At 62.3% G+C, this 20,830-nt stretch carries 16 protein-coding genes; 11 read left to right on the forward strand and 5 right to left on the reverse strand.

Translation table 11 applies throughout. From position 1 onward, the window contains the following. Positions 1-3: 3 nt before the first annotated feature. The 5 genes from BM413_RS16720 to BM413_RS16740 are packed head-to-tail and all read right to left on the reverse strand — an operon-like array spanning position 4 to position 5,643. Positions 4-450: a MarR family winged helix-turn-helix transcriptional regulator gene (locus BM413_RS16720; protein WP_091915101.1), complete on the reverse strand. Its 447-nt coding sequence runs from the start codon at positions 448-450 to the stop codon at positions 4-6. A 48-nt stretch (positions 451-498) separates the two neighbouring features. After that, positions 499-1,086, reverse strand: a complete 588-nt coding sequence (locus tag BM413_RS16725) for a sarcosine oxidase subunit gamma family protein (RefSeq protein ID WP_091914998.1) — start codon at positions 1,084-1,086, stop codon at positions 499-501. Next, entirely contained in the window at positions 1,079-4,075 is a 2,997-nt protein-coding gene (locus BM413_RS16730; protein ID WP_091914999.1) for a sarcosine oxidase subunit alpha, read from the reverse strand. Before BM413_RS16730 ends, BM413_RS16725 begins: the two co-directional genes overlap by 8 nt. After that, complete coding sequence (locus BM413_RS16735; RefSeq protein WP_091915001.1) at positions 4,072-4,374, reverse strand: sarcosine oxidase subunit delta family protein; 303 nt, start codon at positions 4,372-4,374, stop codon at positions 4,072-4,074. Before BM413_RS16735 ends, BM413_RS16730 begins: the two co-directional genes overlap by 4 nt. 9 nt (positions 4,375-4,383) lie before the next feature. Beyond that, entirely contained in the window at positions 4,384-5,643 is a 1,260-nt protein-coding gene (locus tag BM413_RS16740) for a sarcosine oxidase subunit beta family protein (RefSeq protein WP_091915002.1), read from the reverse strand. Between the two features lie 179 nt (positions 5,644-5,822). Between BM413_RS16740 and BM413_RS16745 the strand changes: the two genes are divergently transcribed. From BM413_RS16745 to BM413_RS16795, 11 genes are all read left to right on the forward strand, one after another. Beyond that, positions 5,823-8,339, forward strand: coding sequence for a mechanosensitive ion channel family protein (locus BM413_RS16745; protein ID WP_244537897.1), 2,517 nt, complete (start codon positions 5,823-5,825; stop codon positions 8,337-8,339). Between the two features lie 134 nt (positions 8,340-8,473). Further along, positions 8,474-8,737, forward strand: a complete 264-nt coding sequence (locus BM413_RS16750) for a hypothetical protein (protein WP_091915004.1) — start codon at positions 8,474-8,476, stop codon at positions 8,735-8,737. A 208-nt stretch (positions 8,738-8,945) separates the two neighbouring features. Continuing rightward, positions 8,946-10,385: a UbiA family prenyltransferase gene (locus BM413_RS16755; protein WP_091915006.1), complete on the forward strand. Its 1,440-nt coding sequence runs from the start codon at positions 8,946-8,948 to the stop codon at positions 10,383-10,385. Then, positions 10,382-11,734, forward strand: coding sequence for an FAD-binding oxidoreductase (locus tag BM413_RS16760; protein ID WP_091915008.1), 1,353 nt, complete (start codon positions 10,382-10,384; stop codon positions 11,732-11,734). Before BM413_RS16755 ends, BM413_RS16760 begins: the two co-directional genes overlap by 4 nt. A gap of 117 nt (positions 11,735-11,851) precedes the next feature. Beyond that, on the forward strand, positions 11,852-12,280 hold the full coding sequence (locus BM413_RS16765; RefSeq protein ID WP_091915010.1) for an EamA family transporter: 429 nt from the start codon (positions 11,852-11,854) through the stop codon (positions 12,278-12,280). Beyond that, complete coding sequence (locus BM413_RS16770) at positions 12,277-13,284, forward strand: NAD-dependent epimerase/dehydratase family protein (protein WP_091915013.1); 1,008 nt, start codon at positions 12,277-12,279, stop codon at positions 13,282-13,284. The genes BM413_RS16765 and BM413_RS16770 overlap by 4 nt, the downstream gene beginning before the upstream one ends. A gap of 9 nt (positions 13,285-13,293) precedes the next feature. After that, positions 13,294-14,766, forward strand: coding sequence for an aspartate aminotransferase family protein (locus BM413_RS16775; protein ID WP_091915015.1), 1,473 nt, complete (start codon positions 13,294-13,296; stop codon positions 14,764-14,766). Between the two features lie 23 nt (positions 14,767-14,789). After that, entirely contained in the window at positions 14,790-15,980 is a 1,191-nt protein-coding gene (locus BM413_RS16780; RefSeq protein WP_139238603.1) for a hypothetical protein, read from the forward strand. Then, positions 15,977-16,753, forward strand: a complete 777-nt coding sequence (locus BM413_RS16785) for an FkbM family methyltransferase (RefSeq protein ID WP_244537898.1) — start codon at positions 15,977-15,979, stop codon at positions 16,751-16,753. The genes BM413_RS16780 and BM413_RS16785 overlap by 4 nt, the downstream gene beginning before the upstream one ends. A 307-nt stretch (positions 16,754-17,060) precedes the next feature. Further along, on the forward strand, positions 17,061-19,622 hold the full coding sequence (locus BM413_RS16790; protein ID WP_091915017.1) for a GcvT family protein: 2,562 nt from the start codon (positions 17,061-17,063) through the stop codon (positions 19,620-19,622). Positions 19,623-19,867: 245 nt separating this feature from the next. Then, positions 19,868-20,710 (forward strand): DUF1194 domain-containing protein, encoded by an 843-nt coding sequence (locus tag BM413_RS16795; protein WP_091915018.1) that lies wholly within the window; start codon positions 19,868-19,870, stop codon positions 20,708-20,710. Positions 20,711-20,830: the final 120 nt, after the last annotated feature.

The following is a 20,830-nucleotide window of genomic DNA, read 5'->3' on the forward strand; positions in this document are numbered from 1 at the left end:
GCTTCACGGCTGGTCGTTCAGGCGATTTTCCAGATTGGCGATGACGCCGCGCAGCATCGCCAGAAAAGCTTCCCTGTCGGGGCCCTCCAGACCTTCGAGCGCATCGGCATTGACTGTGGCGATTGCCGCTCGCACGTCGAGTGCTTTTTTCATTGCGGAGGGCGTCAGCGAGAACAGGGCACTTCTGCCGTCCTCCGGGTTTGGCGCGCGCGCGACGATGCCGTCGCGTTCCATGCGCGACAGCGTTGCGGCCATGGTCGGCTGCTCGATCGCAGCGATTTCGGTCAGCGCTTTCTGTGACATGGCACCGCCATCGCCAAGCGCGAAAAAGACAGGCAGTTGGCCGGATGACAGGCCGAGTTCCTTCAATCGTCGGTCGATGGCTTTCGCAAACAGGCGCGCCGCCCAGTTGGTGAGATAGCCGGCTGATTTCTCGCGCGAAAACTTCATCTGCATAGCTTGCGATTTATATCGCATGCTACGGTCACCGCAAGCGCGCTACCTCACCTCGTAACCGACCTCTTCCGAGGCATGGCACAGGGCGGTCCAGAACGATCGTGCGAAAGAGCGGAAGACATAGACGTCGAACTGCGTCGGCGCGCTGCGCTGGATCTGGGCGAAAATGTCGTGATGCACGGTCGAGCGCCCGGCGCCGACCGGGAAGGCGGTCGGCGAAAAGTCGATGGCGAAGAATTTTGCCAGCACCCATTCCGCCTTCGGCCCGGTGATGCGGATCGCCGTGCGGCCATGCGAGAGGTCGGTCACAGCCCCGGTCTCCGCCTTGACGGATTTCGCGAAAGCCTCAGTCAGCCCTTCCTGCTCGTCAACGATGAGGAATTTTCCCGGCGCAAAGCCGAAGGCAGCCTTCGTGCCGGTTGCCGTTCCACCGCCTGCGCCGTCCGGCAGCGTCAGGCCGGCGACCTTCTTGATGGCCGCGATGATCGCCTTTTCCTCGCCGTGCCATGCCGCGAGCTGGACGATCGAGCCCGGCGCGGTTTCGGACAGATAAACGCCGACGCCATCCGAAAAATTGCCGCGCGTGCCCGGCTTCCACACCGGCTTCAGCGGTGATTCCTGCTCAACCATGCATGCGGCTCCCTTCCGGATCGAAGAAATGGTGGCTGACGATCTCGACCGGGCCGAAGCGCTTGCGCAGCGGATCGGAGATGAAGGCGCGGGTGCCGCGCCGCACCTTGCCGCCCTTGACCAGCGCCAGGCCGATATATTTGCCGAGCGACGGCGAATAGCATGCGGCGGTGAGATGGCCGAGCGAGCCGTGCGGATTGGCCTCGTCCAGTTCCTCGACGATATGCGCGCCGCCATTCAGCGGGCGGTTGTCGAGCGAGACGATGCCGACGAGTTGCAACCGATCGTCTGCGACCAGCCCTTCGCGGTCCATCATCGCCGAGCCGATGAACGGCTTCTTCTTCGACAGCATCCAGTCGAGATGCAGGTCGCGCGCGGTGGTGCGGCCGTCGATTTCGGCGCCGGTGACATGGCCCTTCTCGATGCGCATGGTGCCGAGCGCTTCCAGCCCATAGGGCACGATGGCGAAGGGCTCGCCAGCCGTCATCAACGCTTGCCAGACATGGGTGCCGTGGCCCGCGCCGCTATAGACCTCGTAGGCCAGTTCGCCGGAGAAGGAGAGGCGGCAGATCATCACCGGCGCGCCGTCGATCTCGCCGTAGACGATGCCCATGAAGGGCAGGGCCTCGTTGTCGACCTTGGTGCCGGTGACACAGGCAGCCAGCACGTCGCGCGATTTCGGCCCGGAGATGGCAGCACCCGCCCACTGGTCGGTCACCGAGGTCAGTTGCACCTTCAGCTCCGGCCAGACGACATCGAGCAGATATTCCAGATGCTGCATGACCTTGCCGGCATTGGCGGTGGTGGTCGTCATCAGGAAATCATGCTCGCCGAGCCGCCAGGTCGTGCCGTCGTCGAGGACAAGGCCGTCCTCGCGCAGCATCAGCCCGTAGCGCGCCTTGCCGATGGCAAGGGTGGAGAACATGTTGGTGTAGACGCGGTCCAGAAACGCGCCGGCGTCCGGCCCCTGCACGGCGATCTTGCCGAGCGTAGAGACATCGACAAGCCCGACGCTGCCGCGCACGGCCTTCGTCTCGCGCACATAGGCCTGCTCGATGGTTTCGCCCGAGAGGCCGTAGATCATCGGGCGATGCCACAGGCCGGCGGCGTAGAAGGCCGCGCCATTCTCGACATGCCAGTCATACATCGGCGTCAGGCGCTCGGGGCGGATGTCGCCATAGCGCTCGCCCGCCAGTGAGCCGACCGAGACCGGCGCGAAAGGCGCGCGAAACCGCGTCGTGCCGACGTCCGGTATCGGCTTGCCCAGCGTCTCTGCCATGATGGCGAGCCCCGGAATGTTCGAGGTCTTGCCCTGGTCGGTCGCCATGCCAAGTGTGGTGTAGCGCTTCAGGTGCTCGACCGAGACGAACCCTTCGCGGTGGGCGAGGCGCACGTCGTCGGCCGTCACGTCATGCTGGAGATCGACGAAGGCCTTGCCCTTGGCCTTGATCTCGAAGACCGGCGCTGGGTTCGGGTCGAAGGCGTCGGCGTCTACCGAAGGCAGATCGTCCGCCTTGCTGTCGGCGGCACCCGCTGCGGAAAGTCCTGCGGCATAGCCTTCCGCGATCGCCTTTTCAGTCGAGAAACTGCCGTTGAACGCGCCGGCGCCGACCCAGTTCTGCGTTGGCTTCGGCGGCAGGAAGGCTTGCAGGTCGTTGTCCCATTCGGGCTTCAAGCCGGCCTGGCTGGCAAGGTGGATCGTCGGCGACCAGCCGCCCGAAACCAGCAGGCAGTCGGCATGGATGCTGCGCGGATCGCCCGACAGCGCACCCGTCGCGGCATTGATGCGCTGGACCTTGATGCCGGAGACCTGCGCGCCGCCTTCGGTGGCGACGACGGCGTGGCCGGCGAGGTATTCGCCGCCGACTTCGCGTGCGATTTCGCGTCCCGCGACCGATGTATCGTCGCGTACGTCCACCATGACGACGATCTCGGCGCCGGCCTTCTTCAGCGCTTCCGCGGTGCGATAAGCGCTGTCATTGTTGGTGAAGATCGCGACCTTCTGCCCCGGCAGCACGCCATATTGGTTGACGTAACGCAGGGCTGCACCCGCCAGCATCACGCCCGGCCGGTCGTTGCCCGGAAACACCAGCGGCCGCTCAAAAGCGCCCGTCGCCAGCACGACCGCTTGCGTGCGGATCGTCCAATGGCGATGGCGCGGCTCGCCCTTGGTAGGGGAGTTCTTGTGGTCGGCTACGCGCTCGATCGCCGACAGCGTGTTGCCGTCGTAGTAGCCCCAGACGGTGGTGCGCGGCAGCACGCGGACGTTCTCGCGCGTCTTCAGGTCGCGCAGCATGCCGGCTGCCCATTCGGTTGCGGGCATGCCGTCGATCGTCTCGCCGGACCAGTTGGCCGAGCCGCCTGGCGTCGCGTCGAGTTCGGCCAGCATCACACGCGCGCCATTGTCGGCGGCAGCCTTCGCCGCCATCAGCCCGGCGGGACCGGAGCCGACCACCAGCACGTCGCAGAAGGCGTTCATGCGCTCGTAGCGCGACGGGTCCTTTTCGAGCCCGGCGCTGCCGAGGCCTGCGGCGCGGCGGATGAACCATTCGCAGAACATCCAGAAGCGCGTGCCTTTCAGCGGGCCGATCACCGGGCCCATGAAGGTCTTGTAGTAGAAGCCGGCGCCAAGCACCTTGCTGCCGAGCTGGTTCAGCGCGCCGACATCATAGGCGAGCGAGGGGAAGCGGTTCTGGCTGACGACGTTCAGGCCATCGTAAATCTCCAGCATTGTCGCCGGAATGTTGGGCTCGCGCACCGCACCGCTCAGCACCGTCACCAGCGCATTGGGCTCGTCGATGCCGGCAGTCAGCACCCCGCGCGGGCGGTGGTATTTGAACGAGCGGGCAAACAGCGTCACGCCATTGGCAAGCAGCGCTGAGGCCAGCGTGTCGCCGGCATGGCCGGTGAAGGGCCTGCCGTCGAAGGTGAAGCGGATGGTGCGCAGGCGGTCGATCCGCCCGCCGGAAATGGCGCGGCGCGGGCTCATGCCTTGGCTCCGGTCTTGCGGCGGCTGTCGGACTTTTTGTGGCCGGCGTCGCGGGCGAAGGGAACGCTGCTGACGACATGCGTCAGCGTATTGCGCGTCACGGCAAGATGCGCGCGGCAACCACCGGAATGCTGCCAGATCTCATGGTGCTCGCCCGCCGGATTGAGCCGGTCGTAGACATAGGCGTTCCAGACCTCCTGGTCGGTCGAGGCGGGATCCGGCCGGGTTCGGTTGCCGTCACCCTGATAGGAGTATTCGGAAACGTCGCGCGGGCCGCAATAGGGGCAGGTGATCAGCATCTGGGTTCTCTAATGCAGCCGCGGGGTCGAACCCTGGCCCTTGTCGTCGATGATGGTGCCGCGATGGAAACGGTCGAGCGTGAACGGCGCGTTGAATTCGTGCGGCTCGTCGCGGGCGATGGTGTGGGCAAAGCACCAGCCGGAGGCCGGCGTCGCCTTGAAGCCGCCATAGCACCAGCCGCAGTTCAGATACATGCCGGGCAGGGGACCGGTGGTGATGATCGGCGAACCGTCCATCGACATGTCGCAGACGCCGCCCCATGAACGCAGCACGCGCACGCGGGCAAGGCTCGGGAACAGCGCCAGCATCTCGCTCATCACTTCCTCGACGATCGGCAGGTTTCCGCGCTGGGCGTAGCTGTTGTAGCCATCGAGGTCGCCGCCATAGACGAGACCGCCCTTGTCGGATTGCGAGGCGTAGAAATGGCCCATGCCGAAGGTCAGAACCGTATGCAGGAAAGGTTTCAGCGATTCCGAGACGAAGGCCTGCAGTACGTGACTTTCGATCGGCATGGTGTCGATGCCGGCCATGCGCATGACATGGCCGGTATGGCCGGCGACCGCTACGGCCACTTTGCCGGCGCGGATCTCGCCGCGCGTGGTGTTGACGCCGATCACGCGGTCGCCATCCTTGATGAAGCCGGTGACCTCGCAGTTTTCGAGAATATCGACGCCACGACGGTCGGCGCCGCGCGCATAGCCCCAGGCCACCGCATCGTGACGGGCGGTACCGGCGCGCCATTGCATCAGGCCGCCGATGATCGGGAAGCGCGCCGAGGCGGAGACGTCGAGACCCGGCACCAGCTTGGCGATCTGCGCCGGCGTCATCAGCTCGGCGTCGACGCCTTCGTGGCGCATGGCATTGCCGCGGCGCGCATAGTCGTCGAGCTGGCCCGGCGTATGGGCGAGGTTCAGGCAGCCGCGCTGCGAGAACATCACGTTGTAGTTGAGTTCGTGGGAGAGGTTCTCCCACAGCTTCATCGAGTGTTCGTAGAAGCGGACATTTTCCGGCAGGAGATAGTTGGAACGAACAGCGGTCGTGTTGCGGCCGACATTGCCCGAGCCGAGATAGCCCTTTTCCAGCACCGCGACATTGGTGATGCCGAATTCCTTGGCGAGATAATAGGCGGTGGAAAGACCATGGCCGCCGCCACCGATGATGATCACATCGTAGGCAGGCTTCGGGTCCGGCTTGCGCCAGGCCGGTTTCCAGTCCTGATTTCCGGTGAGCGCATTCTTGAGCAGCGAGAAGGCCGAATATTCCGCCATTATGTAATTCGTCCAATTGGGATAGTGCGCAGACTATAGAGCAGGCGCGACCCGCAAGGCCAATATTGCGCCACGGCCTTTCGTATGGCCGACTTTGGCCTGCCGGATCAAGGCGGCTTGCCCCGTTGGCGCGCCATCTTTATCACTGGGCGACTTTTCACAACCGGTTCTGGAAGCCAGTGAGTCGCCCGATCAATCTCTTTTCCATACTCTTGCGGCGCTTTGCCGTCCTGACCCTGCTGGCTGTTCTGGCAGCTGCCGGGCCGGTGGCAGCAATCGCGCAGCCTTCGGACACGGTTGCCGATGCTGCCCCGCCCGCAAACGGGATCGTTGCCGATCAGCGGCAGAAGATCGAGGCTATAACCGCTCAAGTCGATGCCATAGAAAAGAAAATCGATGCGAGCGCGGAAGATGATGTCGGCCTCGTCGAAATCCGGAGCGAACTGGAGCCGGTCGACAAGGCTCTGCTCGAAAGTGGCGTGGCCTTTCGCCCGCGCCTCGGCGAAATCAATTCCCGCATCGAGCAACTTGGCGCGCCGCCCGCCGAGGGCCAGCCGCCCGAACCGGAAATGGTTTCCAACGAACGCCGCGCTTTGGCAAATGAGAAGGCTGAAATAAACGTCCTGCTCGGCAAGGCGGAAGACCTGTCGGTTCGCGTCAACGGGTTGGCCAACAAGATCCAGACCATGCGCCGCGACCTGTTCGCCAACATGCTGACCAAGCGCTACCAGCTCAGCCAGGCATTCAGCGGGGAGGTCGGCCAGGAGATCCAAACGGAATTCTCGACCTTCAACAGGTCGATTTCGTCCTGGCTGCGCTTCGCCTTCCAGTTCAAATTCCAGGCTATGCTCGGCGCGACCTTCTTTGCGCTGCTGGCTGCCGCCGCCTTGCAATTCATCGGAAAACGCCTCGTCAAAAGGGTGATCGACCGCGATCCGACGATCGAGGACCCGTCCTATCTTGCGAGGCTGACAGTCGCATTCTGGTCGACGCTGCTGCCAAGCGTTGCGCTCTCCGTGTTCCTGAGCGCGACGATAGGGCTGTTCAACTATTTCAATGTCCTGCGCGGCGATATCGGCAGTTATCTCAACGGCCTTGTCGGCGTGATTTTCCTCGCCTTCTTCGTCTACCGCCTGAGCCATGCCGCCTTGTCGCCGGACATGCCCAACTGGCGGCTTATCCCGATCGAATCCCGACCTGCCCGCGTGCTGGTCTGGCTGATGACGGCTATGGCACTGGTTGTCGGCCTCGACTATTTCATGGGGCTGATCAGCGAAACGCTAAGCTCGCCGCTTTCCGTCACCATCCTGAAAAGCCTTATCGCAGCCGTGATCGTCGGCGTGCTTCTGGTTCTCATCGGCAGTGTCAGGCCGTTCATCGATGCACAAGGATCGCGGCGCCGCTGGCCGGCGACCTTGCGTTTCCTGCTCTATTTTCTCGGCTTCGCCACGGTCGTTGCCGCGCTGCTCGGCTATATCAGCTTCGCACAGTTCATCTCGCAGCAGATCGTCGTCACCGGGGCGATGCTGGCGACGGCCTATATAGGTTTCCTGGCCGCGCGTGCAGTGTCGGACGAAGGCAGCTTTGGCAACACCTTCATCGGCAGGCGCCTGAAGGCTCGCTTCGAGACGGAAGACACCACGCTCGACCAGCTCGGCCTTGCGGCGAGTGTGTGCATCAACATCCTGATCGTCGTCGTCTTCCTGCCGCTGGTTCTGTTCCAGTGGGGTTTCCAGCCGGGCGACATCGCGAACTGGCTCAACAAGCTGGCGACCGGCTTCAAGATCGGCACCTTCTCCTTCTCGCCATTTGCCATAGTCACCGGCCTGATCGTCTTTGCGATCGGCTATTTCATCACCCGCTGGTTCCAGAGCTGGCTCGACGATTCCGTCATGGCGCGCGGCAAGGTCGACACCGGCGTGCGCAACTCCATCCGCACGGTGGTCGGCTATGCCGGTCTGGCGCTTGCAGCGTTGATCGGCATCTCGGCTGCCGGCATCAATCTCTCCAATTTTGCCCTTGTCGCCGGCGGTCTTTCCCTCGGCATCGGTTTCGGTTTGCAGAACATCGTGCAGAATTTCGTCTCCGGCTTGATCCTGCTGGCCGAGCGTCCGTTCAAGGCCGGCGACTGGATCGTTGCCGGGGCGACTTCCGGCACGGTGAAAAAGATCAGCGTGCGCGCCACCGAGATCGAGACGTTCCAGCGCCAGACCGTCATTCTTCCCAATTCGGAGCTGATCAACGGCGCGGTCGGTAACTGGACGCATCGCAACAAGCTCGGCCGCATCGAGATCAAGGTCGGCGTGGCCTATGGTTTCGATGCAAAGCGCGCCCACGAGATCCTGCTCGAGATCACGCGCAACCACCCGCTCGTGCTCAAGAATCCCGAACCCTTCGTGCTGTTTGCCAATTTCGGCGCTGCCGCACTCGAGTTTGAGGTTCGTGCCTTCCTCGCCGATATCAACAATGGCAGCATTGTCCAGAATGATATCCGTTTCGCCATCCTCGACGCCTTCGGGAAGGAAGGCATTCCCATTCCTTCCACGGCGCGCTTCATCGAGCCGCCGCCGGAGGAAAACTGGCCGATCGACGACGACAAGCTGGAGGCCGAGCACTACGAAAAGGAACAGGTCAAGGCCAAGGCGGCGGTCGAACGGGCGACCAAACGCAGGCCCAAGCGACCCGATCCGGACTGACACGGTCGCGCGACCAATTGTGGCATGAACGTGTCATTCAGTTGCTGTTCAGGTTGGAATTCCTATAAGGTTGTTGCAAGGGGCAGGTGCGCCTTGCAAATGGCAACAGGGGCGGTGGAAACACCGACAATGCAATGATGAAATCTCTTCTTGCGGCCACGGTGCTTCTTGGGTTGGGCAGCGCTGCCTTTGGCGCGAGTGCCGTCAACAAGGATGCCGAGCCCCGCACGCTGATCGTGACGGAAGGCGGCAGCAAGTCCGAATTGTCGCTTGCCGGCGGCGAGACCGTGGAGTTCTGCCCGAGCGGCTGCTTCGTCACCATGCCCAATGGCGACCGCGAGGCCCTGACCGGCAACGAGACCATCGAAATCTCGGGCGGAACGGCCCGTATCAAGTAATTGCCCGCAAAGGGCGGAGGCGAAAGGCCGGGCGATCTGCCCGGCCTTTTATCGTCCGAGGTAGCGCAATCTTAACGATGACAGGCGAAATCGCTCGCCTTTGGCGGCCTTCAACCTGCCCGTTTAACCTTCCGTAGCGCTATGGTAGTTATACCCCGCCCAAAACGCCTACAAATGGCGTAATGCGGAAACGGGCGGGCTACGCAAAATGGATGCGCGATCGGACAACAATGCGATACCGCTTGCAGTCGACCTCGACGGCACGCTGATCGCCGGAGATCTGCTCTGGGAGGGGCTGTTTCTCCTCATCCGCAAGAACCCTCTCTATCTCTTCTGCATACCGTTCTGGCTATCCAAGGGGCCGGCTGGCCTCAAGCAGGCGATCGCGGCGCGCGTCGACATCGATCCTGCTTCGCTTGCTTATCGTGATGTGCTCGTTTCACGTCTGCGCGAGGAACGCGCCAACGGCCGCAAGATCGTCCTTGCCACCGGCACACCGCGCAAATTCGCCGACGCAATCGCAGCCCATCTCGGCCTGTTCGACGCGGTGCTTGCCACCGACGGCCTCGAGAACCTGACCTCAGGCCGCAAGCGCGCGGCACTTGTCGCGGCTTATGGCGATGCCGGTTTCGATTATGTCGGCAACAGCCGGCACGACCTCAAGGTTTTCGATGCATCGCGCGAGGCGATCGTGGTGGCGCCCGACCGTCACGCGGCGCGCTGGCAGGCAGCGCATGGCTGCGAGATCGTCGAGACGCCGAAGCCGACGCTGAAAACCATCCTGAAGATGCTGCGCGTGCATCAGTGGCTGAAGAATTCTCTGATAGCCGTGCCGATGGTGTTGTCGCACGAGTATTTCAACGAGGATATGCTGCTTGCCTGCGTGCTCGCCTTCATCTCGTTCAGCGCGGCGGCATCGGCGATTTACATCGTCAATGATTTCTTCGATCTGGCGCTGGATCGGCGTCATCCGACCAAGCGCAACCGGCCTTTCGCCAGCGGCATCCTGTCGATCCCGTTCGGTCTTGCCTCGGCTGCTATCCTGCTCGCGATCAGCGTTGTTGCGGCCCTTTTCCTGCCGATCGAGTTCGCCGGCGTGCTGGCGCTCTATCTGGTCGCCACGACGGCCTATTCGCTGGCCGTCAAGCGCATGCTGCTGATCGACGTCCTCTTGCTCGCGGGCCTCTACACCGTGCGCATCCTGGCGGGTGCTGCTGCCACCGGCGTCGACGTGTCGTTCTGGCTTCTCGCCTTCTCGATCTTCTTCTTCCTGTCGCTGGCGCTGGTGAAGCGCTACGTGGAACTGCGTTCCTCGGTGCTTTCGCCGGGCGAGCGTATCGCCGGTCGCGGCTACCGCACCGAAGATCAGGAAATCATCGCGCAGGCAGGCATGGCGTCCGCTTTCTCGGCAGCGCTCGTCCTTGCGCTCTACATCGACAGCGCGGCGGTGCGTGAGCTCTACCCGCATCCCTGGATGGTGTGGCCGCTGGCGCCGACGGTGCTCTACCTGACGATGCGCGTCTGGATCCTGGCGCGCCGCGACGAGATGCACGACGATCCCGTCGTCTTCATCATCCGCGACTGGCGCAGCCAGGTCGTAGCGGTTACCGGCGCGGCACTCCTCCTGCTGGCGGGGTGGATCGGATGACGGCCGCCTATAACAGTTTCGGCCGGACGACTGCGCCGGCGCGGTGGGCGATGCCTGCTGCCGAAGGCATCGCGCTGCTCAAGAGCGGTGCAGCCAACCCGGGGGCTCTCCTTGCCTACGGCAATGGCCGTTCCTATGGCGATAGCTGCCAAAACGAGGCCGGAAGCCTCGTCGACATGCGCTCAACGAAGCGCATCCTCTCCTTCAATGCCGAGACGGGCGTTGTCGAAGCGGAAGCGGGCGCGCTGCTTTCGGACATTATCGCCTATGCTGCGCCGCATGGTTTCTTTCCGGCGGTTGTTCCGGGCACGCAGTTCGTGACGCTCGGCGGTGCGATCGCCAACGACGTCCATGGCAAGAACCATCACCGGCGCGGCACCTTCGGCTGCCATGTCGAGTCCTTCGATCTGCTGCGCTCGGACGGCAAGACATATAGCTGCTCCGAAACCAGCAATGCGCGCCTGTTCTGGGCGACTATCGGCGGCATGGGCCTGTCCGGCATCATCCTGTCAGCCTCCATCCGGCTGATGCGCGTGCCCTCGATCGACATTTCGGAACAGGTCACGCCCTTCGCCAATCTCACTGAGTATTTCAATCTCGCCGAGGAGGCCGACGCGGCCAACGAATATGCAGTTGCCTGGATCGACCAGCTTGCTAGCGGCAAGGGAAGTGGGCGCGGGCTGTTGATGACCGGTAATCATGCCCGGCATGGCGCGCGGGTATCGGCTCCAGTAAATTCCCGGCTGTCCGTGCCGTTCCAGCCGCCTCTCAACATGCTCAACCGGCCGTTCCTGAAAGCCTTCAACGCTGCCTATCGCTGGCGCAAGGGCAGCAACACGGCCGAGCATCACGTGCCTTACCAAGGGTTTTTCTTTCCGCTGGACGGCGTGCGCGACTGGAACCGCCTCTACGGGCCGCGCGGGCTGTTCCAGCATCAGAGCGTGGTGCCGGAGGCCGTCGCACGCGAAGCGATACCGGCAATGCTTGCCGCCGCGCGGCAGGCCGGGCAGGGCTCCTTCCTCACCGTGCTCAAGCGCTTCGGATCGATCCGCTCGCCCGGCATCCTGTCGTTCCCGCGGCCGGGCTATACGCTGACGCTGGATTTCCCGAACCGCGGCCGGTCGACGCTGTCGCTGTTGCAGCGGCTCGATGAGATCACGGTCGACGCAGGCGGCGCGGTCAATCCTTACAAGGATGCCCGCATGGGCGCTGATATTTTCGGGGCGTCATTCCCCGAATGGCAGCGGCTGGAAGTGCTGCGCGATCCGGCATTTACCTCGAGCTTCTGGGAGCGCACGGCGCGGCGGCTCCATGCCCGTCAATGCGGGCATGTCGAAGCTGCTGAATAATTAAATTGTGAGCAAATCATAGTAAACGTTTCATTATTATCGAACTTTTCAAATCACTCTTCTGTTTCATGAAATGTTTTCAGTTTTGTTTTATAGAGCGTGACGGGTGGGTAGGACATGAAATACATCGCATTCATACTTTTCACGGTCATGACCAATGCGGCGGCGCAGTTGATGCTGAAGCACGGCATGATGACGCTTGGGCCGATCACCTTTGCCGGGGTCAATCCCATCCTGAAGATACTTCAGATCGTGTTCAGCCCATGGGTATTCGCCGGGCTCGCCACCTTCGTCATCTCCATGGCCTCGCATCTCTACGTGCTGTCGAAGGTAGAGCTTTCCTTCGCCTATCCTTTCCTCAGCCTGGCCTATGTCGCGGTCGCGGTATTCGCCTATTTTGTCTTCCGTGAAGACCTCAATGCGTGGCGCATCGCCGGCATCGGCTTCATCTGTGTCGGCACCATACTGATTGCCCAGGGCGGCAGCGGACACGAAGAAGCGGGCGATCTTTCGAAACCTGTTCAGACAAGCGAGCTTGCACAATGAGACACGTCATTTTCGGAGGCGACGGCTTCGTCGGGCGCCATCTTGCGCCAAAGCTTCTGGCCGACGGACAGGAAGTGATCGTCGCCGACATCGTAAAGAGCGACCTGCCGCACTACCGCAACGTCGGCTTCGTCCAGTGCGACGTGACCGAGCCGGCCTCGGTGGACGCTGTCGGCATCAAGGCCGACGATATGGTCTACAACCTGTCCGCCAAGATGCTGTCGCCGATCCAGGTGCGGGCCAAGCGGCACGACTTCTTCTTTCCTGTGAATTTTCACGGCACCGAGCACATCATGCAGGCGATGGACAGGGCGGGCGCGTCCAATCTCGTCCATTTCACCACGGACATGATCTACGGCCACACCGTCACCTATCCAATGACCGAGGAGCACCCGGTCGCGCCGCTCGGCGAATATGGCTGGTCAAAGCTGAAGACCGAAGACCTGGCCGTCGAATGGCGCAAGCGCGGCATGGCGATCTCGCTGTTCCGCCCGCGCCTCATCATCGGGCCTGGTCGTCTCGGCATCCTCGAAAAGCTGTTCAAGCTGATCGACTGGAACCTCCCGGTGCCGATGATCGGCTCGGGCAAGAACCCTTATCAGTTCATCTCGGTGTTCGACTGCGCCGAAGCTGCGCGCGCTGCCTGGAAGGCCGGCGTGCCGAACGAGGCCTATAATCTCGGCTCGCTCAATCCGCCGCCGGTGCGCAAGCTTCTGGGCGATCTGGTCAAGCATGCCGGTTCGAAGTCGATCCTGATCCCGACGCCGGGCTGGGCGGTCAAGCGCACGCTTGATCTGCTCGACATGATGAACATGCCGATCATGGACCCGGAGCAGTATCTGATCGCCGACGAGGAATGCGTTCTCGACGTTTCCAAGGGCGAACGGCAACTCGGTTGGGTGCCGCAGTATCGCGACGAGGACATGCTGATCGCCGCCTACAAGGAATACCGCGCCAAGAAAGACGGTCATGCAGTGGCCGCGAAACACGTTCCGGCCGAATAGGGGATATCGATGACCGTCATGACCAAGCCGAACACCAATGATGCCCGTGCCGTCTTAGCTGCGCCAAGCCTTTCGCCGGTGACGATCGCCAAGCCCGATCTCATCAGCGTCGAACAGGCCAAGGCGATGGACGTCGCCCGCATGACCGACCTGTTCAAGGCGCATCTCAATCCCGGCCAGCTTCATTTCATGAAGCTGCTCGGCTTCCACAAGATCAAGATCGAGAGCGCCGAAGGCATGTATTACGTCGACCAGAATGGTCGTCGCATCCTCGATTTCTTCGGCGGTTTCGGCTCGCTGGCGCTGGGTCACAACCATCCGCGCATCATCGAGGCGCGCAAGAAATTCCAGGACGAGAAGCGCCAGGAAATCGCCATCGCCTTCATGTCGCAATATGCGGCAGCCCTTGCGCACAATCTGGCGCAGATCTCTCCCGGCGACCTCGACATGGTCTTCCTTGGCTCCTCCGGTTCGGAGGCGATGGAAGCGGCAATCAAGATCGCAGAACGCGCCGCCGGCCCGAAGCGGTCCAAGGTCGTCTATGCCGAAAATTCCTTCCATGGAAAGACCAAGGGCGTTCTGGCCATCACCGACGGCCAGCTCTATCGCGGTGAGTTCAAGCTGGTCGACAACACCGTGCGCGTGCCCTTCGGCGACATCGACGCGATCGAGCGGGCGTTCAAGTCCGATCCCGAAATCGGCGTCATCATCCTTGAAACCATTCAGGGCGGCGGCGGCATCGTGCAGGCGCCTGCCGAGTTCTGGCAGAAGCTGCGCGCGCTGTGCGACAAGCATGGCGTGATCTGGGTTGCCGATGAGGTCCAGTGCGGCGTCGGCCGTTCAGGCCGCTTCTATGCCTTCGAGCATTACGGCGTCGTGCCGGATGTGACGGCAGTGGCCAAGTCGCTCGGCGGCGGCAAGTCGGCCATGGCGGCGATGATCGCCAAGCGCGATATCTACATGAAGGCCTATGGCACGCCGAAGACGGCGATGATCCATGCCGCGGCTACCTTCGGCGGTATCGGCGAGGCTTCCATCACGGCCATCGAGACGCTGAACGTGCTCTATGACGAAGGGCTGATCGAGAATGCCGCCGTCACCGGTGACTATCTGCTCGAACGGCTCCAGGCGCTTCAGGCGAAATATCCGAAGATCATCAAGGACGTTCGCGGCAAGGGCTTCATGGTCGGCCTCGAGTTCCACGATTTCTCGCAGACGCTGCCGATGGTGCTGCGTCCGGTGGTCAGCGTGCTCGACGACAAGCTGAAGGGCTCGCTATCGGGCTTCGTCGGCGCGCTGCTACTGCGCGACTATGACGTGCTGGTGGCCTTTACCGAATACAACCGCAACGTCATCCGCCTGCTGCCGCCGCTGATCTGCCAGCGCGAGCATGTCGATAAGCTCGTGGATTCGATGGATGATCTCCTGTCGCGCGGCATCGTGTCGATCGTCAAGGATTTCGTGAAATCGCAGATGAAGTGACGGTATAAGGCAGGGGGCAGGGCATGGCACAGTCGCAAGGGACGGCCATAGGTTGGGCGATGGGAACGGGTGCCGCTGAGGCGCTCGGGCGGGCGGCGTCGAACCGGACGCTGCTCGACCGGATCGCTGCCGTCTTCTTCCTCGCCATCTTCCTGTTCGTTGCGGCCTACACTTGGGTGCGGCCGGACTACAACTGGGACATGGTCGCCTACATCGCCAGCGCGCTTGAGAACCGCACGGAGACCCCGGAGCAGCTTCACGCCGAGACCTGGAAGGCTGTCAGCGAAGGCGCGCGCGAGGCGCAGCTCTACAATCTGCAATACGGCAACCCCTATAACCGCCATCAGTGGGAAAACCCGGCGGATTTCGAGTCGCAACTACCGATGTTCCGGGTGAAGCTCGGCTACATCGAAGCGCTGCGCGTGCTGGAGCCCATCACCGGCATCACAAGGGCGGCGATCCTGCTCTCCGTGCTTCCAGCACTTGGCTTCGCGTTGATCTGTCTGTTCTGGCTTGGTCGTGAAAACGCGCTGCAAGGGGCGATCATATTGGCGCCGGCGCTGATCGTCGCCGATGTGTTCCATATGACAACCGCGGTGACGCCGGACATGCTGCTTGCCCTGGTGTCCATGGGCGCGCTTTATCTGCTGGCCAGGAAGCAGGACATAGCCGCCTGCCTGCTGCTGTTCCTGTCGGTATTCGTGCGGCCGGACAACATCATCCTCATTTTCGCGCTGCTTCTGACTGCCATCGCCTTCGGCTGGCGGCTCTTGCCGATTGCGCTCACTTTTGTGGCGTCCTTCGCAGCCTGCCTGCTGATCTCGAAACTCGGCGGCCATCCCGGCTGGTGGGCGCATTTCTATTTCTCCTGCGTCGAGATCCAGAACTCGATGACAAACTTCCACCCTGACTTTTCGCTGGTCGCCTTCATCAAGGGGTATGCGCGGGGTGCGGCGGTCGCGCTGCTCGACAATGACTGGCCGCCGCTTTTCCTCGCGATCCTGGCCGGCTGGGCGCTGCTGTGGCGCGCGGGCCGAGCCGGCACTGGCCGCGAGAATGCACTGATGTTCGCACTGGCCATCGGCACGCTCGGCAAGTTCGCCAGCTTCCCGCTGCCTGACGACCGTTTCTACTTCGTTTTCCTCGCGGGCATGGCGATGCTGCTCGTCGTCATGTGGAAGCCGCGTTTCGATATCGCACCTGGAAAGGCATGATCATGGACGGAGCCGAAGCCTCGGTCTTCATGGAATTCGTTCGCGTCGTTTTGGCGCTCGGCGTTCCGGTCGGCATCCTCAATCGCGGCGCCCCGCTCAGGGGCACGCGGTTTCTCGCATGGGCAGCACTCAATGCCCGTTTCGGGCGCGGACGCCCCTTCCAGATGGTCAATGTCGGTGCCTGCGACGGCGCATTGTTCGACGACGTGACGCCGTGGCTGCACCGCATTCCGAATGCGCGTGCCGTGCTGGTCGAACCGATCCCCTACAACCAGCAGCGCCTGCGCAAGAACTATCCTGATACCGAACGTTTCAGGATCGAGCCGCTGGCGATCACCACAAAACCCGGCTCGATCACCGTGAAGACTTTTGACGCGGCAGCCCTCGAAGCCGGCACGCTGCCGATCGAGTTCATCGGCTGCTCTTCCATCACCGACACCAACCTGATGTCAGGCAAGAATGCCTGGGGCGAGGCGGATATCGATTTCAAGAAATTCGCGCCTTACCTCAGGGATATCGAAGTTCCCTCCGACACGCTGCAATCCGTGCTCGACCGCAACAAGGTCGAACATATCGACGCCTTCCTGGTCGATTGCGAGGGTGCCGACTGGATCGTCTTCGACCAGCTCGACCTCGAGCGCTACCGCCCGGGCATGATCAAGGTCGAGATCGGCGCGCTGCCGGCGACTGAGATCGGCAATGTCGTCGTCAAGCTGAAGACCGCCGGCTATCACGTCGGCATCTACGCCGAGGACATCTGGGCGTTTTCTTGAATTCCTTCGCGGGTAGTCGGCGGTTTATTTGGTGCGTCCTTCGAGGCTCGCTTTGCGAGCACCTCAGGATGAGGGCAGTAGGAGCCATTCTTCGCCCAAGTCCTGATAGACTGGGCGTTTCAGAACTGGGCGTGAAGTACCAACCTCCCTCATCCTGAGGTGCTCGCAAAGCGAGCCTCGAAGGACGCACTGAAAACTTAAGCTTCGGCCCGTCGCTCGGCTTTTTTGGAATGTCGCAAACAGGCTGCAATCGCGCTGCCCGCTCGCCCTATAGTCTGCCCGCATTACCACTTTGGAGTCGCGGGCAATGGCAGGGTTTCCGGCAAAGGCGAAGGTCGTCATCATCGGGTTGGGCGGGATCGTCGGCGCTTCGATCGCCCATCACCTGATCGAGCGCGGATGGGACGATATCGTCGGCATTGACAAGTCCGGCATCCCGACCGACATCGGCTCGACGGCGCATGCCTCCGACTTCTGCTACACGACCAGCCACGACTATCTTTCGGTCTGGACCACCCAGTATTCCATCGATTTTTACGAGAAGATGGGCCACTACGCCCGCATCGGCGGCCTGGAAGTCGCGCGCACCGGCGACGATACCTGGATGGAAGAGATCAAGCGCAAGCTTTCTTCCGCCAAGGCGTTCGGCACCCGTGCGCACTACGTTTCTCCGGCTGAAATCAAGAAGATGTTCCCGCTGATTGAGGAAGATCAGGTCATGGGCGGCATGTTCGATCCCGATGCCGGCCTCGTCATCCCGCGCTCGCAGACGGTTGCCGGCAAGCTTGTCGATGCCGCCGAAAAATCCGGCAAGCTCAAGGTCTTCGGCAACACGCCGGCGACCTCGCTCCTCGTTGAGAATGGCCGCATCAAGGGTGTCGTCACGCATCGCGGCACGATCATGGCGGACCATGTCATCGTCTGCGCCGGCATCTGGGGCCGCCTGATCGCCGAGATGGTCGGTGAGGACCTGCCGGTGATGCCGGTCGACCATCCGCTGACCTTCTTCGGCCCCTATAACGAGTTCGAAGGGACGGCCAAGGAGATCGGCTACCCGCTGCTGCGCGACCAGGGCAACTCCGCCTATATGCGCGACACCGGCGACCCGAAGACCACCGAAGGCGGCCAGATCGAGTGGGGCTATTACGAGACCACCAATCCGCGCCTCTGCCATCCACGCGACATTCTCGAAAAGCACCAGGCGCGCCTGTCGCCCTCGCAGCGCGACCTCGACATGGAACAGATCATGGAGCCGCTCGAAAAGGCCATGGAACTGACGCCGATCCTCGGCGAACTCGGCTACAATGAAAGCCACTCCTTCAACGGCTTGCTTCAGGTGTCGGCTGCGGGCGGTCCCTCCTGCGGCGAGAGCCAGAAGGTACGCGGTCTCTGGTATTGCGTCGCCATCTGGGTGAAGGACGGTCCCGGCTACGGCAAGCTCATCGCCGACTGGATGACGGACGGCCGCACCGAGATCGATCACAACTCAATCGACTACGCGCGCTTCTATCCGCACCAGCTTGAAGAGAAATTCATCGAGGGCCGAACCTACGAGGCTGCCCAAAAGATTTACTTCCCGGCCGTGCACACCCGCGAACCTTATGCCACCGGCCGCAACGTCAAGCGCTCGCCCTTCTATGAGCGCGAAGTCGAGCTTGGCGGCTACTTCATGGAACTCGGCGGCTGGGAGCGTGCGCATGGCTACAAGGCCAACGAGCACCTTCTGGAAAAATACGGCAACCGCGTGCCGGTGCGCGAGAACGAATGGGACAACCGCCACTTCTGGCGCGTCTCCAATGCCGAGCATCTGGCGATGAGCGAGGATTGCGGCATCGTCAACCTCTCGCATTTCCACATGGTGGATATCGAAGGGCCGGACCATGTCGAGCTTCTCGAATGGCTCTGCGCCGCCAAGATCGGTGGCGACGGCAACATCGGCAAGGGCGTCTACACTCACTTCCTCGACGACGAGGGCATGGTGCGCGCCGACTTCACCGTTTTCCGCCTGGCCGACCGCTGCCGCCTCGTGAACGGCGCCGATGCCGGCCCGCGCGACTTCCATTACATGAAGCGCGTTGCCGAAGATCGTGGCCTCGACGTCACCATCACCGATGTCTCGGAAAAATTCATCACCATCGGCATATGGGGACCGAATGCCCGCGACACGCTGAAAAAGGTGGTCGCCGACCCGGCCGGCCTCGACATCGAAAACTTCGCCTTCGCCGCGATAAAGCAGATCGAAATCGCCGGCAAGCCGGTCACCGCCTTCCGCATTTCCTATGTCGGCGAGCAGGGCTGGGAACTGCACATGAAGTACGAGGACGGCCTTGCCGTCTGGGATGCGCTGCGCGCCACGGGTGTCATGGCCTTCGGCGTCGAGACCTACGCGAACTCGCGCCGCATGGAAAAGAGCCTGCGCCTGCAGAACGGCGATCTCCTGACCCAGTACAACCTCATCGAAGCCGATCTTGCCCGTCCGAAGGTCAAGGAAGCGGATTTCCGCGGCAAGGCGAAGCATCTGGAATACAAGGCGCGCGAGCACCAGCCCGCCATGCTCTGCACGCTCGTCATGACGGAGAACACTGACAGCAAGGGCGTGAAGCGCTATCCCGTCGGCACGATGCCGGTCATCGACGCTGACACCGGCGCTGTGCTGATCGACGACCTCGGCCGCCGCTCCTACACGACTTCCGTCGCCTACGGCCCGACCCTCGGCAAGAACATCGCGCTTGCCTACCTTCCCTGGGCCTACTGCCAGGAAGGCCGCAAACTGAGCGTCGAATATTTTGGCGAGACCTATCCGGTGGAAGTGGCTGCCGTTGGCTACAAGCCGCTGTATGACCCGGAGAACCTCAAGCCGCGAAGCTAGAGGTTTTTGCGGCGATGGGACTTGGTCGGTAAGGTCTGCGCTGCCCCTCACCCTTACCCTCTCCCCGTGAAGGACGGGGAGAGGGGAGCGTCGACGTTGCGGCCAGCCTTCCTCTCCCCGTCCCTATACGGGGAGAGGATGCCGGCAGGCAGGTGAGGGGCGGCGCAACCTCTCATCATTAAGACGAAGATTCCTCGCGCATCCACCGTCTTCTCAACCGGTGGTTTTCATGTACCTTGCAGGGCATGTCTCGTTTGCCCCGCATCAGGCATGTCCTAGCAGCCAGCGCAGCACTTGCGTTGACGTTTCTTTGCGCCCCGCAGAGTTTTGCCGACGAACAGGTCGATATCGAGCTGGTGCTTGCCGTCGATGTGTCCCTGTCGATGTCGCCCGACGAGATGGAAATCCAGCGGCGCGGCTATGCGACGGCGCTGACGGATCCGCGTGTTCTGGAGGCGATTACCGACGGTGCGCATGGCAGAATAGCGCTCACTTATTTCGAGTGGGCCGGCAGCACCTCGCAGCATGTTATCGTGCCCTGGACGGTGATCGCAGGCCGTGAGGATGCTGAACGGGTTGCGCAACGCATTTCAGCCGAGCCGCCGCGCCAGTCGCGGCGAACCTCGATCTCGGGCGCGCTGCATTTCGCCGCCGATCTGTTTGCCGAGAGCGGCTTCAAGAGCTTCAAGCGGGTCATCGACATTTCCGGTGACGGGCCGAACAATGAGGGGCGGCCGGTCGATGCGGCGCGGGATGCCGTCGTTCAGCAGAAGATCGCCATCAACGGACTGCCGGTGATGGCGGCAGGCACCGAGCTGCTGCCCTATGAAGTTGCGGACCTCGATACCTATTACAGCGAGTGCGTGATTGGCGGGCCGGGCTCATTCGTCATGCCGGTCAATGGCTGGGAGCAGTTTCCGGAGGCCATCCGCCGCAAGCTTCTCATCGAACTTGCCAATACGCCGCCTTCGCACAACGAAAAGCGGCCGCCTGTGATACTGGCGCAGGGCAAGCCACCTTACGACTGCATGATCGGCGAAAAACTGTGGCAAGGCGATCGTGGGCGGCAACGGATGTACGATCCATGAGCAGCCGGCGCCGGAGCGACATGGCGCCTGGCAAAATCCCAGCAATCGCGAAAATGTGAACGGAAAAGGCCCAGCAAAAAACCGGGCTTTCTTTTCAACCGCAGATTTTCGCGTACCTTC

This window comes from Mesorhizobium sp. YR577 (assembly GCF_900116595.1).
Lineage (GTDB): Bacteria > Pseudomonadota > Alphaproteobacteria > Rhizobiales > Rhizobiaceae > Mesorhizobium_M.

Excerpts from the sequence above, each read along its gene's own strand:
- BM413_RS16720 (WP_091915101.1), bottom strand. The coding sequence starts at position 450 with ATGAAGTTTTCGCGCGAGAAATCAGCCGGCTATCTCACCAACTGGGCG.
- BM413_RS16725 (WP_091914998.1), bottom strand. The coding sequence starts at position 1,086 with ATGGTTGAGCAGGAATCACCGCTGAAGCCGGTGTGGAAGCCGGGCACG.
- BM413_RS16730 (WP_091914999.1), bottom strand. The coding sequence starts at position 4,075 with ATGAGCCCGCGCCGCGCCATTTCCGGCGGGCGGATCGACCGCCTGCGC.
- BM413_RS16735 (WP_091915001.1), bottom strand. The coding sequence starts at position 4,374 with ATGCTGATCACCTGCCCCTATTGCGGCCCGCGCGACGTTTCCGAATAC.
- BM413_RS16740 (WP_091915002.1), bottom strand. The coding sequence starts at position 5,643 with ATGGCGGAATATTCGGCCTTCTCGCTGCTCAAGAATGCGCTCACCGGA.
- BM413_RS16750 (WP_091915004.1), top strand. The coding sequence starts at position 8,474 with ATGATGAAATCTCTTCTTGCGGCCACGGTGCTTCTTGGGTTGGGCAGC.
- BM413_RS16755 (WP_091915006.1), top strand. The coding sequence starts at position 8,946 with ATGGATGCGCGATCGGACAACAATGCGATACCGCTTGCAGTCGACCTC.
- BM413_RS16760 (WP_091915008.1), top strand. The coding sequence starts at position 10,382 with ATGACGGCCGCCTATAACAGTTTCGGCCGGACGACTGCGCCGGCGCGG.
- BM413_RS16765 (WP_091915010.1), top strand. The coding sequence starts at position 11,852 with ATGAAATACATCGCATTCATACTTTTCACGGTCATGACCAATGCGGCG.
- BM413_RS16770 (WP_091915013.1), top strand. The coding sequence starts at position 12,277 with ATGAGACACGTCATTTTCGGAGGCGACGGCTTCGTCGGGCGCCATCTT.
- BM413_RS16775 (WP_091915015.1), top strand. The coding sequence starts at position 13,294 with ATGACCGTCATGACCAAGCCGAACACCAATGATGCCCGTGCCGTCTTA.
- BM413_RS16780 (WP_139238603.1), top strand. The coding sequence starts at position 14,790 with ATGGCACAGTCGCAAGGGACGGCCATAGGTTGGGCGATGGGAACGGGT.
- BM413_RS16785 (WP_244537898.1), top strand. The coding sequence starts at position 15,977 with ATGATCATGGACGGAGCCGAAGCCTCGGTCTTCATGGAATTCGTTCGC.
- BM413_RS16790 (WP_091915017.1), top strand. The coding sequence starts at position 17,061 with ATGGCAGGGTTTCCGGCAAAGGCGAAGGTCGTCATCATCGGGTTGGGC.
- BM413_RS16795 (WP_091915018.1), top strand. The coding sequence starts at position 19,868 with ATGTCTCGTTTGCCCCGCATCAGGCATGTCCTAGCAGCCAGCGCAGCA.